Below are 13,183 nucleotides of genomic sequence, written 5' to 3' on the forward strand. Positions count from 1 at the left end.
ACATGACCGAACACACGGCATCGCGGGGTTGGCAGGGCGCGGTCCTCAAGCTGTTCGGCGCAGGCGAGCACCGGCTCACGGTGACCGGCCGGCGGCAGATCAGCCCGCACTACCTGAGCCTGAGCTTCGACGGCGGTGGGATGCTCGCGCGTCATTCCGTGCACCCGACGATGTGGATCCGGATGTGGTTTCCCAACGGCGACAAGGTGCACCAGCGCGGCTACACGCTGGTCGACCCCGATCCGGCCGCCGACACCTTTGACGTCGAGTTCGCGCTGCACGACGGCGCCGCCTCGCGTTGGGCGCGCGAGGCTCAACCCGGCGACACCATCGAGGCGACCGTGCTGGGCAGCAGATTCGAGATCCCCGAGCCGGCCCCGGCCGGATACGTCATCGTCGGAGACAGCGCCTCGCTGCCGGCGATCAACTCGCTGCTCGCCTCCATCGGTGACGTCCCGGCGCGGGTGTTCCTCGAGGCCGGCCACGACGACGACAAAGACCTGCCGGTGGTGGTGGGCCCCGACATCACCTGGGTCGACCGCAAGGACGGCGGCCGCGCGTTACTCGAGGCCGTGCGGGCGGCGGCGTTCGACGCCGGCGATCACTACGGTTGGGTGGCCTCCGACAATCGCACCACCCGTTCGGTCGCCGGCGTGTTGCGCGACGACTTCGGAATACCACGCAAATCGATTAAGGCGCAGGCCTATTGGATGGCCTAACCGCGAAGGGCGGGGGGCTATCGACTAGCGACGAGCGCTTGCCGGGGCGATGATCGGGACGACAAATTCCTCGATCATCGCCCGCTCGTCGTTGTCGTCGTGAGCCGGATACATCAGCAGCGAGACGATCACCCGGACCACCCAACGCGCCCGGCGTTCGACGACGGCTGCGTTGTCGTCGGAGCCAAGCGAGTGCAGGAATGCCGCCGCCAGGGCGGCGATCACGTCGGACTGTTCCGCCAGTTCGCCGGCGACGGGCGGGCGGCTGGTAGCGAACCACGATGCCAGCGCCGGGTTTTCGCGAACCATCCGCAACGTGACCAGGATGCTCTCGACCAGCCGTTCCTGCGGGCTCTCGATGGCGCCGGTCCGCGCGATGATCTCGCGGCCGAGCCGGTGGGTCTCCCGGTGCACGTAGGCCGTTCGCAGCGCCTCCCGGTTCTCGAAGTACCGGTACAGCGTCGCGCGGGAACAGCCTGCGGCCCTGGCTATTTCGTTCATCCCGATCGACGCCTGGTCTCGCTCGGTGTAGAGCCGTTCGGCGGCGTCCAGGATCCGGTCCGCGGCCGCCTCGTTGCGGTGTGCGGCCAGCCAGTCTTGGCCTGGCATCAGGGGATCACTCGCATTGGCACCGACAACGGGCGCCGGACGTAGCTGCCGTCCGCCCAGGCGATCGCGGATTCGTCGACCTCGAAATTGGGGCAGCGGGCCAGCAGTTCGGTCAGCGAAACCCGGGATTGCATCCGGGCGGCCGCCGCACCCAGGCAGTGATGCGCGCCGTGGCTGAAGGTCAGGATGTTGCGCGGGCAGCGCGTCACGTCGAGTTCGCCTGCATCCGGGCCGTATTGGCGTTCGTCGAGGTTGGCCGAGCCGTAGAGCAGCAGCACCCGGCGGCCGGCCGGGATGGTGGTGCCTTCGATCGTCACGTCGCGGGTCACCGTGCGCGCGAGCCCCTGTGCCGGCGAGGTGAGCCGCAGCAACTCCTCGACCGCGTCGGGGATGCGGCCCGGATCGTCGACGAGCAGCCGGCGCTGGTCGGGCCGCTGATGCAGCAATGGCATTGAGCCACCCAGCATCCCGGTCACGGTGTCGTTGCCGCCGGCGACCATCGTGAAGGTGAACGCCAGGATCGACAGCGTCCCGGAGATGTCGCCGTCGGCCCCGACCCCCGCGGCGACCAGGTGGGAGACGGTGTCGTCCTCGGGCTCGGTCCGGCGCCGCTCGATCAGGCTGGTGAAGTAGGCCATCATCGACCCGACGGCGTCGCCGACGGTTTCCAGCGCGCCCGCGACGCCGTTCGCGGTGGTGTTGGCCGCGACGATGGCTTGCGTCCAGCCGTCGAACTGCGCCCAATCGTCTTCGGGCACACCGAGATAATGCGCGACCACCATCGACGGCAGCGGCTTGAACAGCTCGGTGACGATGTCGCCGCCGCCGTCGGCGCGCAGCCTTTCGATGCGCTCGACGACGAACTCGCGGACCTTGGGCTCGACCGCCTCGACCTGACGCGGGGTGAATCCGCGTGACACCAGCTTGCGGAACTCCGTGTGCACCGGCGGATCCTGCATCACAAACGGCGGATTATCCTGCAGCCCAATCAGTTCCAGGTCGTTGTAGGTGACCGTCAAACCCTGGGCGGAGGAGAACGTCTCGTGGTCGCGGGCCGCGGCCCAGACGTCGGCGTGCCGGGACAGCACGTAGTAGTCGTGCTCGGGGTGGTTGGCCGGCACGACGTGGTGCACGGGGTCGTGATCCCGCAGCGCGCGGTACATCGGCCAGGGATTCGGCCAGGTGTCGGCGGTCGCGAGCTCGAACACGACCGGAGAACTCTGAGACATAACCGATGACATGTCTCATTCGTACGACAACGACTGAAAAATGTCAACCATGCGCATCGCCGGGCGCCCGGCCAGTGGGGCACTCGACACTGGTGGCCCGGCCAGCCGGGCGCGAGTGCGAATTGCGGCGACAATTTTGGACGTCGGCTTCGCCGCCGCCCACCGCCTCGAGCTAGCTCTTGGCAAGCCGAGAACCAGCCGGGAACGACGGCACCGCGTGTGCGTGGCGCGCCACCAAGACCAATCGCAGTAGCACCGCGACGGACCTCGCTTTGTCGTAGCGCGACGCCGCGTCGCTTGCGCGGCGAATCAACGCGCCTCGACACTGTGCGCTCGGTCGTTGCTTATCTGGGCGAGTGTTCATCACAATGGGCTCTAAGCTGCGCGGCTCAGAATGACTGTCCTAGAAAGAACGGCGCTTTGAATATCTCGGTTGCGGTCGTGAAGGTGCTCTGGTCTCGCGCGCTCGACCGGTGCGCCTTTCCTGGCTGTAACCAGTCGCTGACTGCGGACTCAGTAGACACGACTACCGGTGAGCCACTTACCAACCCGGTAGGTCAGCAAGCTCATATCCGCTCTTATAGAGTTGGCGGGCCGCGCTATGACCCGGATTACCCAGGTGCAAAATTGCACCAGTACGACAATCTCATCCTTTTATGCCCGACGCACCACGGCATGGTCGACGCCAACAACGGTGCAGCGTACAGCGTCGATGACCTTGTTGCTATGCGTCAGGCGCATGAGAAACAGGCGAAGCGTCGCAGTGATATAGACACGACTATCCAGAAGTACATTGCAAATCGTTACGCACGCGAAGACAAAGTGCTCTTCGAACAGGCCGAACTACATGGCCCGTCCGTCGACTCAATGTTCGTCGATGTGCCGTTCGCGTGTAAAATCGACGCTGCTGTCGCTGAGCTTATGATGCGGATAGCGAAGGATGCCCCCGGGGACTCAACGTCAGACGAGTCGGCGGACGGTTATGTCGTGACGGGCGCCGCGCAGGCGTTACTAAACCCGGGCTGGAAAAGTAACGCGCTACTTGTCGGAGGCCCTGGCCAGGGCAAATCCACTCTGTTGCAATACATCTGTCAGTTCTATCGCGCACGGCTACTTGGGAACGAGGAGTACACGGGCCAGGAGCAGCAGCTGCAAGAGCTCACTTCGCTGCGACGAGTTCCAATCCGGCTCGACCTGCGCGACTATGCGAATTGGGCCAGTAGAGCGGCTTCATTAAAGTCTGACGATAAGCAGAGGCGTAAGAGATCCCGACCGCGGGCTGAGGAGCCCTGGAAGACCATCGAAGAGTACATAGCAGAAAACCTCGGGCGCGTCAGTGGCGGCCGTTCGTTCACTGTCGAAGACCTTGGCTTTCTCGTATCAACGAGACCAGTTCTACTTGCGTTTGACGGCCTCGACGAGGTCGCGAATTTGAAGTTTCGAGAACTAGTGAGCTCGCAAATTGTCGACACGCACGTCCGACTAAACGTTGATGCTCACGATCTCACAATGTTAGTCGCAACGCGGCCAGGCGGAGTAACTTCACTTCTCTGGTCTTCTGACAAGTTTCCGAAGCTGAACCTTCGGCGACTCACCTTTGGCTTGCGGTTGCAGTACCTGCAACGCTGGGCAGTGGTGGCCAAGCTGTCGGAGCAGGCTGCGGAGAGACTTCAAAGTACGTTCTTGGAGAACCAGAACTTACCGCACATTCGTGAACTTGCCTCGTATCCAATGCAGCTCGCGATCCTGCTTCACTTATTGCAGCGTCGCCAGTTGCTGCCCCAACGGCGCACTGATTTGTATTCCGAGTACTTCAAAACCTTCCTTGACCGGGAGCAGACTGAAGACAAGGAGCCGCTGCTCGCCGAAGAACGGCAGGTAATCGAAGACATACACGCCTACATCGGCTGGTACATCCACAGTCGCGCAGAGGAGGGTACGAGTTCGGGATCTATCAAGCGAACAGAACTGAAGGCGGTATTGGAACGACACCTCGAAGGGCGCAAAGACGGCCAGGCACTCGCGCGCGAGTTGTTCTCGGCGCTAACGACCCGCGTCTTGTGTCTTGTCGAGCGTGATCCGGGTTCCGGCGAGTTCCAATTCGACGTTCAATCCTTAAGGGAATACTTCGCCGCCGTCTACCTCTTCGACGAAGCCGGCCGCGACTCCCGAGACGATTGCCTCATCGCGCTGCTTAAGAGGCCCTACTGGTCCAATGTCAGCAGGTTTTTCGTCGGCATGTATTCGAAAGGCGAAGTTCGCGGCATGCGGTCGGTGCTCGAAGACATTGCGGCTGATGGATTTTTCGGCCTGCACCCGATATTGCGAACGGCCGCAACGCTTTTCTTGAACGATCGAACATACGAAGGCCAAAAAGATAGCCCGATTCAGGAAATCGTCGACTTTGTTTTGGACGGCCCAGGCGTAGTCCTCGCCGAGGATGGCCTACTAGACGTCGCGGGCGCTGCGCTTGAGTTTTCAGATCGTGCGGGCCGGCAGCAAGCGCTGCGCCACCTGCAGGCGCGCTTGTTAAATAATCCCGAGCCGGGTATTGCATCAGCGCTCGTCGCCAGTCTGCGGCGTCACGCAAATAAGCACGACGATCTGACCGATTGGTGGTGGGATCGATATGATGAAACCACTGAATGGCTTAAGATCGCAAGCGATCTCGGTGTTCTTGGCGACCTCAATCGGGACCGCGAGCAGCGATTGATGTCGATACTCAGCAACTACAAGTCTGACTCCTGTTGGGCGACAGTGCTTTTGTCCGCCGGTGGATACTCAGGCTTCAGTGATGACATTCTCGGCATCGTCAAAGCAGAAATAAATGACGGCGCTGCGGAGGCATACCGCGTCACGAATCGCGGGCTTCCAGTTGGACGGATGGTGATTAGCGGAGTCATTGCGATGATGCGGTCGGGCGCTCCTATAAGACCGGCAGAACGGGGTCTGTCTCGGACCAGGTTACGCGGGAAGAGCCGGGGTGCAATTCTGTCTGCTGTCGTCGAATGCGCTATGGAGGTGCTCCCTCAGAGGTCGATCAACTTGAAGGTTGACGACTGGCGGCGTCGACTGACTAGAGTTGCCGAAGTCTGGGGCGATGGGTGGGTGCTTCGTCAAGGAGTCGCAATCATCCCCGAAGCCATCAACCTCGATCAACTGGGGGGCTCCGTGGCGAGCGAGCGCCCCGGATTGCAAGTGGCCCTCGCGCGAGAGTCCGAGGCTAGGACCCATCGCAAGGACGCCTCTTGGTGGAAGCAACAGCTCAACGCACATGAGGGAGACTTCGAGCTTCGATCCTGGCTCTTCTCACTTCTCACTGTCGCCTCGTCGGGAACGGTCATCGAGCTTGCACCTCAACTTGGAGAGGCTATCGACGCCCTTGCTCCAAGACACTTCGTGGGGATGCGGGATGCTATACGTCAGTTTCGGAAATACTCAATCGGTCGAGAGTTAGTGTTGCAAGATGCCTTGCGGTTGAACCGAATCATCCTGTCCCCGAAGGCCCTGTGGATGGTTCGCGCAGTGTCCACAGAGGGCAGTATTGTGTGGATCGATAAGCGACTCGCTGCTATGCACGACGAAGTGCTGTCGGCGGAAATTGGCGACCTTCGCGGTCTCGTCCTAGCCTCTCGTGGTGGGCGCGTATTCAAGTTCGAGACTTTCAAAGGCATTCGTGCCGGATTACCAGCCGGAGGATGGGCGAGCGAAATCAAGCTGGGGGCGCTAAGTGCGACGCTTGCGGAGAGAGTCTTGAAGCGGCCTCACGAATGGCCCGGGGATCTCGTACAACGTGCAGTAGAAAGTGTTGAGGACCGGATGTTATCGCCTTTGGATCCCGTTTCTGTCGTTGCTGGCCATGAGAACTGGTTCGCTGAGCCGGTTGGCGTCGACGATCGATGGACCGGACCGAGAACTAGGCCAGAGGAGTGATCTGTGTCGACCGCTGAACTGACAGAACTGAGACTGCCGGAGTTCAAGAGCCTTCGCGACGCTGTGATTCCGATCGACTCCTTGACGGTGATTGCGGGCCGCAACGGGTCGGGTAAGTCGAACGTCATCGATGGGTTGGCAGTTCTATCAGCGCTCGCTGAGGGTGGAGACCTGCGTGATTCCCTTGATGGTGGTCACGACGGCCCTGTAGTGAGGGGGGGATCCGAAGGCTGTGCCCCATTGGGTACCAATGCCTTTCAGCTGGGATGTACCGTTAGTCATGCTGGATCCCAATACTCACTGGATTTGGAAATCCAAGTCTCGCCGCGGTTAGCAATTATCTCTGAGCACCTCTGGTCATCGCGCGGATCAGCGGGTCGGGTCGATTACCTGAGGTCGGATCCACCCGATCCGCACTCGTCGGATCTACAAGTGAGGTGGCACAACGGCAAGCGAGGAGTGAACCCGGCGATCGCCATGCGGTCCACTCAGCTACTAACGTCACAGGCGGCGACGAGAGTCCCGGCGACATCGGCTGCGGGACGCAGGGTTCACGAGGTGGCCGAAATCGTGCTCTCTGCGATCTCGGGAATATTCATCCTCGACCCCGATCCGCATCAGATGCGCGAGTACGTGCCTGAACGCGATGCAGCGTTGCGGCGAAACGCAGACAACCTGTCCGCCTCGCTGAAACGTCTTGCCTCGGAACGGGCTGTGCAGGAAACGCTTCTGGAGATGACAAGGTCGTTATCCGAGGCTCAAGTGTCGGAGCTGACGTGGGCTACAAGCTCACTCGGCGACGTCATGGTGGTCGTGAAGGAAATGATGGGCGGACAGGTCCGCCCGGTCCCCGCGCGCCTAATGAGTGACGGCACCCTGCGATTCCTTGCGATTACGGCAGCGTTGCTCGACAAGCAGCCGGTGTCATTGTCCAAGACGATTCAACGTGGCCGACTGCTTGTCGTTGAGGAAATTGAAAGCGGATTACACCCATCGCAAGCGTCCGTCTTGCTCGAGCGAATCAAAAGTGTTGCTGCTGAGCGGAATATCCGCACGGTCGCGACTACACATAGCCCACCGCTGCTCGACGCCCTAACGGGCGCCGATCACGAGTCTGTAGTGGTTGCCAGCCGCGACAAGACGACTGGATGGAGCCGTGTTGACCGGCTAACGGACTTTCCTGACTACTTCGAGGTTGTCGGACGCACATCGTTGGGCGACAGCGCGGTTCATGACCGCCTGCGGCCTGGAAAAGTCAACGCCGATGCTGCACGTGCAGCGCTGGCAGAAATCTTCAAGTCATGATGCGACCGCGCGTCGAGTTCATCGACACCTCAGTATTTTGCCACCTCATAGAAGTCCCGGGTAGAACGACCGCGCAGGAATCTGCCCACTTCGGAGACGAATTTAAGGTGCGCTATGCGAATGGCGTAAGGTTCGTTCTGCCAATAACAACCATCGTCGAGACTGGCAACTTCATCGTCCAATGCTCGGATCCGCACCCGGTCGCTGTGCGTTTCCATAAGGCACTCGAACTCGCTGCTTCGGATGAGCCGCCTTGGATCCTGCACGACCTTGCATGGAACGGCGAGTTCATTCGAGAGTTATTGGTCGGCAATGGAACCGGTACGACGCTGGTTAACCACTTCGCGACGAAGGCGTTAGGAGCGGGCGACTTGACAATCCTTGTCGAACGCGATCGATACGCGCGAACGCGGTCCTTTGCTGCTGTCGATATCTGGACCACTGACGGTAAGTTCAACGCGTACAGGCCGCACCTACCGGCGAAGCACGCGGAGGCAATTCGAAATCGACTTCGTAAGAAGTAGCTACCGGCCGATGCGACCCTTCAACAGGCCGAGATCCGTCCTCGGGTCCAACGCGACAATGGCAAAACACGTCCGCCATCTTGTTGCCGATTCTTAGCGTCGCAGGTAGGAGGGTGCTGTTCGCCGCCGACATCAGCCGCAAATTCGTCGATCGGTGGCCCGGCCAGCCGGGCACCCGCGACACAAAGAGCTAAATCGCCGCGCCGGGATTCAGGATGCCGAGCGGGTCCAGCGCGTGCTTGATGCGCTGGTTCAGCGCCATCACGTCGGGGCCCAGGTAGCCGTCCAGCCACGGGCGCTTCAGGCGGCCGATGCCGTGTTCGCCGGTGATCGTTCCGCCCAGGTCGACGGCCAGATCCATGATCTCGCCGAACGCGAGATGCGCCCGCTCGGCCATCGCGGCGTCGGCGGGGTCGTAGACGATCAGCGGGTGGGTGTTGCCGTCGCCGGCGTGCGCGATCACCGAGATCATCAGGTCGCGCTCCTCGGCGATCCGCGCGATCCCGGTGACCAGCCGGCCCAGCGCCGGAAGGGGTACCCCGACGTCTTCGAGCAGCAGCGACCCCTTGGCCTCGACGGCCGGGATGCAGAACCGGCGCGCGGCGACGAACGCCTCGCCCTCGTCCGGATCGTCGGTGCTGAAAACGTCCGTTGCATCGTTCTCAGCGAACACCGCCGCGATCACTTCGGCGTCCTCACCGCTCGCGCGGCCGCGCTCGTCGGAGCCGGCCACCAGCATCGCAGCCGCGCCGCGGTCCAGGTCCATCCGCAGCGTGTCCTCGACGGCGTTGATCGCCACCGAGTCCATGAATTCCAGCATCGCGGGCCGCAACCGCGCCGCGACGCCGAGCACCGCGTCGACCGCCGATTCGACCGAGGCGAACGTCGCCACCACCACGCTCGACGTGTTCTGCGCGGGCAGCAGCCGCAACGTCACCTCGGTGACGATGCCCAGCGTGCCCTCGCTGCCGACGAACAGCTTGGTCAGCGACAGCCCCGCCACGTCTTTCAACCGCGGGCCGCCGAGCCGGACCGCGGTGCCGTCGGCCAGCACCACCTGCATGCCCAGCACGTAGTCGGTGGTGACGCCGTATTTCACACAGCACAGGCCGCCCGCGTTGGTGGCGATGTTGCCGCCGATGCTGCAGATCTCGTACGACGAAGGGTCGGGCGGATACCACAGGCCGTATTCGGCGACGGCCTTCTTCACCTCGGCGTTGAACAGGCCGGGCTGGCACACCGCGGTGCGGGTGACCGGGTCGACGGTGATGTCGCGCATCTTCTCCGTCGACAGCACAATCCCGTTGGCCAGCGCCGTCGCCCCGCCGGACAGCCCGCTGCCGGCCCCGCGGGGGACGACGGGCACCCGGTGGGCGGTGGCCCAGCGCAGCACCGTCTGCACGTCCTCGGTGCAGCGGGGCCGGACCACGGCCAGCGGGGTGCCGGCCGACGGGTCGAAGGCGCGGTCTTGTCGGTAGCCCTCGGTGATCGCCGGATCGGTGACCACCATTCCCTCGGGCAGGGCGGCGATCAGGCCGGCCATCGTGTCTGCATTGACTGTGGCGCTCACGGGCCGATTTTACGGCGTGGAGTCCTCAGCAAAGTCCGGCGCGCGATCCAGTTCGCGCAGCGACGGCAGCCCGCACGCGATGAGGCCGACGACCAGGATGGGCACCGCGAGCGCCAGGAAGGTAATCCGCAGCCCGGCGGCGTCGGCCAGGGGGCCGGCCACCAGCAGGCCCAGGGGGCCCGCGGCATACATCAACCCCGTCATCACCCCGACCACGCGACCGCGCAGATGATGCGGCGCCCGGGTCTGCATCATGTAGTTGTAGATCGGCTGGATCGGGCCGTAGACCAGGCCGGTCACCCCGCACAGCACCAGGATCACCGGCAGCGGCGGCAGGAACGCGATGCCGACCGACGCGGCGCCGAAGGCGAGGGTCGCGGTCAGCACGGCCGTGCGTCGCCGCGTGCGGTTGGCCAACACCGCATACCCGAGCGCACCCACTACGCCGCCGACCCCGAGCGCCGCCAGCGCCCAGCCCAGCTGCTGGGGTTGGTGGTGGTCGCTGAAGTACTTCGGGAACAGCACGCTCTCCATCGGCAGGTACAACGCGGTGACGACCAGATCGATCAGGCCGAGCGTCCGCAACACCCGCAGCCTCCAGACGAACCGCATCCCTTCGGCCACACCGGATATCAGCCCTTCGGGTCTGGTCGCGCGGTGCGGCGCGCCGGTGCCGTCGAGCCGCAGCGCGCCAATTGCCAAGAACGACAACCCAAAACAGCCCGCCGTGACCCACATCGTATTGATGCCACCGACCGCGGCGATCATCAGACCACCGATCCCCGGGCCCACGATGTAGGCCAGGTTGAGGATCGCCTCGTACACGCTGTTGGTGCGGTCCAGCGACCAGCGGGCGCGGGCGGCGGCCTCGGGCAGCATCGACTGGCGTGCCGTCGTCCCGGCCGGATCGAAAGTGGCCGAAAAGAAAGCCAACACGGCCAGCTCGGCGACGTTGATCGCGTCCGCCCCGACCCACGACGCGAGCAGCGGGACGGCCGCGACCGCGGTGCCGGACAGCGAGTCGGAGACGAGTGAAACCCGGCGGCGGCCGAAGAAGTCGACCGCGGTGCCGGCAACCAGCGTCGAGAGCACTAGCGGCAGCGTCATAGCGGCGGCCACGATCGACGCGTCGCTCGCGCTGTTGTGGTGCTGCAGCGCCAGCCACGGGAACGCGACCAACGAAATGCCGGTACCCGCGGTCGCCATCAGCGTGGCGAACAGGATGAGGAAAGCGGGGCCGCGGGCGGTGTTTGTCATGGGATATCGCGGCTGAATTTAACGTCTAAAGGCTATTGGGACCATCGAATTTCACCATCACGGTCCGTTGAATGCAGGATGTTCATGTGCTCGCTCACCCGCGTACCGGCCAGCTGTTCGATTCGCCCGTCGAGCCCGGTACCGGATGGCCGGGCGATCCGGCCACCGCGCAGACGGCGGTCGCGCGCGACGCCGCGCAGGTTTCCGGGCTGGCCGGCCGGGCGGTTTCGATAGCCGAACTGGACGCGCAGAGCAGTGTGTGCCGGGCTTGCCCGAGGCTGGTCACGTGGCGTGAAGAGGTGGCGGAGGTCAAGCGCCGCAGCTTCGCCGATCAGCCGTACTGGGGACGCCCGGTGCCGGGTTGGGGATCCGAGCAGCCGCGGCTGCTGATCGTCGGGTTGGCGCCCGCCGCGAACGGGGCCAACCGGACCGGACGTATGTTCACCGGCGACCGCTCCGGCGACCAGCTGTACGCGGCCCTGCATCGGGCCGGGCTGGTGAACCAGCCGACCAGTGTCGATGCCGCAGACGGCTTGCGCGCCAAGAAGATTCGGATCGTCGCTCCGGTGCGGTGCGCGCCGCCGGGCAATGCGCCGACGCCGGCGGAACGGACGACGTGCTCGCCGTGGCTGGACGCGGAATGGCTGCTGGTGTCCGAGCACGTCCGGGTCATCGTGGCGCTGGGCGGTTTCGCGTGGCAGGTCGCGCTGCGGCTACCGGGCATCGCCGGTATACCCAAGCCGCGGTTCGGGCACGGCGTGGTGGCCGAGCTGCCCTCCGGCAAGCGGTTGCTCGGTTGCTACCACCCCAGCCAGCAAAACATGTTTACCGGTAGGTTGACTCCGGCGATGCTCGACGACGTATTCGGCGCGGCCAGGAAGCAGGCAGGGATTCGGTGACTGAGGTCTTGATCTCCGGTGCCAGTGTCGCCGGCACGACGTTGGCGTATTGGCTTTGCCAGCACGGGTTTTCGGCGACGGTGGTGGAGCGCCACCCCGGGTTGCGGCCGGGGGGCCAAGCGATCGATGTGCGGGGCCCGGCGCTGGGAGTGCTCGAACGCATGGGCCTGTTGGCCGCGGCTGCCGAACTCAAGACCGGAATCCGCGGGTCGTCGGTCGTCGACCGCGACGGCAACGAGCTGTCCCGCGACACCGAGTCGACGCCCACCGGCGGCCTGATCGACAACCCCGACATCGAGCTGCTGCGCGACGATTTGGTCGAGCTGCTTTACGAGGCGACGCTGCCCAGGACCGAGTACCTGTTCGGCGACAGCATCGCCGAACTGGACAACCGCGGCGAGCTCGTCGAGGTGACCTTTGAGAGTGGAGCGTCGCGCAGTTTCGATCTGGTCATCGGCGCCGACGGCCTGCACTCCAACGTGCGCCGCCTGGTCTTCGGGCCCGAGGAACGCTTCATCAAGAGGCTCGGCACCTACGCGGCGATCTTCACCGTCCCCAACGTCCTGAACCTGGACCACTGGCAGATGTGGCACTACGGGGACACCACGATGGCCGGGGTGTATAGCGCGCGCAACAACTCTGAGGCGCGGGCGATGCTCGGTTTCATGGACACCGACCTGCGTGTCGACTACCGCGACACCGAAGCACAGATCGCCGAAGTGGAACGGCGGATGGCCGGCGACGGCTGGATCCGGCCGCAGCTGCTGGAGTACATGCGGGCCGCGCCGGATTTCTACTTCGACGAGATGTCGCAGATCGTGATGGATCACTGGTCGATCGGCAGGGTGGCCCTGGTCGGCGACGCCGGCTACTGCTGTTCGCCGCTGTCGGGCCAGGGAACCAGTGTTGCCTTGCTGGGCGCCTACCTCCTGGCCGGCGAGCTGAAGGCCGCGACGCAGGGGGAGTGGATCGACCACGGCAGCGCCTTCATCAATTACTTCAAGCGTTTTCACGCCTATATCGAACGCACCCAATTCCTGGCCACCGACAACATCCCGGGCGGCGCCCCGATATCGCAGGAGCAGTTCGACGCGATCGTGCACTCGATCACCCTGCCGGACTACTGAGCCGGGAACGT

At 63.8% G+C, this 13,183-nt stretch carries 10 protein-coding genes; 6 read left to right on the plus strand and 4 right to left on the minus strand.

Features of this window, described 5'->3' with window-relative positions:
* The first annotated feature begins 2 nt into the window (after nt 1-2).
* The gene (locus MRAB57_RS16985) at nt 3-719 is read left to right on the plus strand and encodes a siderophore-interacting protein (protein ID WP_077088389.1); all 717 of its coding nucleotides are present in this window, start codon (nt 3-5) and stop codon (nt 717-719) included.
* A gap of 24 nt (nt 720-743) precedes the next feature.
* Here MRAB57_RS16985 and MRAB57_RS16990 read toward each other — a convergent pair whose 3' ends face one another.
* Nucleotides 744-1,328, minus strand: a complete 585-nt coding sequence (locus MRAB57_RS16990; protein ID WP_077088390.1) for a TetR/AcrR family transcriptional regulator — start codon at nt 1,326-1,328, stop codon at nt 744-746.
* Entirely contained in the window at nt 1,328-2,569 is a 1,242-nt protein-coding gene (locus MRAB57_RS16995) for a cytochrome P450 (RefSeq protein WP_173813942.1), read from the minus strand. Before MRAB57_RS16995 ends, MRAB57_RS16990 begins: the two co-directional genes overlap by 1 nt.
* A 615-nt stretch (nt 2,570-3,184) precedes the next feature.
* Between MRAB57_RS16995 and MRAB57_RS17000 the strand changes: the two genes are divergently transcribed.
* The 3 genes from MRAB57_RS17000 to MRAB57_RS17010 all read left to right on the plus strand — a co-directional run bounded on the left by MRAB57_RS17000 (nt 3,185) and on the right by MRAB57_RS17010 (nt 8,319).
* A complete protein-coding gene (locus MRAB57_RS17000; RefSeq protein ID WP_157900620.1) occupies nt 3,185-6,490 on the plus strand; it encodes an NACHT domain-containing protein in 3,306 nt (1,101 codons plus the stop codon).
* 87 nt (nt 6,491-6,577) lie between these two features.
* A complete protein-coding gene (locus tag MRAB57_RS17005) occupies nt 6,578-7,795 on the plus strand; it encodes an AAA family ATPase (protein ID WP_245836101.1) in 1,218 nt (405 codons plus the stop codon).
* Entirely contained in the window at nt 7,792-8,319 is a 528-nt protein-coding gene (locus MRAB57_RS17010) for a hypothetical protein (protein ID WP_083743441.1), read from the plus strand. Before MRAB57_RS17005 ends, MRAB57_RS17010 begins: the two co-directional genes overlap by 4 nt.
* Before the next feature lie 190 nt (nt 8,320-8,509).
* Here MRAB57_RS17010 and MRAB57_RS17015 read toward each other — a convergent pair whose 3' ends face one another.
* Complete coding sequence (locus tag MRAB57_RS17015; RefSeq protein WP_077088394.1) at nt 8,510-9,862, minus strand: FAD-binding oxidoreductase; 1,353 nt, start codon at nt 9,860-9,862, stop codon at nt 8,510-8,512.
* Between the two features lie 36 nt (nt 9,863-9,898).
* Nucleotides 9,899-11,146, minus strand: a complete 1,248-nt coding sequence (tap, locus tag MRAB57_RS17020; RefSeq protein ID WP_077088395.1) for a multidrug efflux MFS transporter Tap — start codon at nt 11,144-11,146, stop codon at nt 9,899-9,901.
* A gap of 71 nt (nt 11,147-11,217) precedes the next feature.
* Between tap and MRAB57_RS17025 the strand changes: the two genes are divergently transcribed.
* Nucleotides 11,218-12,045, plus strand: a complete 828-nt coding sequence (locus tag MRAB57_RS17025; RefSeq protein ID WP_077088396.1) for a uracil-DNA glycosylase — start codon at nt 11,218-11,220, stop codon at nt 12,043-12,045.
* Nucleotides 12,042-13,172, plus strand: coding sequence for an FAD-binding protein (locus MRAB57_RS17030; protein WP_077088397.1), 1,131 nt, complete (start codon nt 12,042-12,044; stop codon nt 13,170-13,172). The genes MRAB57_RS17025 and MRAB57_RS17030 overlap by 4 nt, the downstream gene beginning before the upstream one ends.
* The last annotated feature ends 11 nt before the right edge of the window (nt 13,173-13,183 follow it).

Origin of the sequence: Mycobacterium rhizamassiliense, assembly GCF_900157375.1 — a bacterium.
In the GTDB taxonomy this organism is placed as follows: Bacteria; Actinomycetota; Actinomycetes; order Mycobacteriales; family Mycobacteriaceae; genus Mycobacterium; species Mycobacterium rhizamassiliense.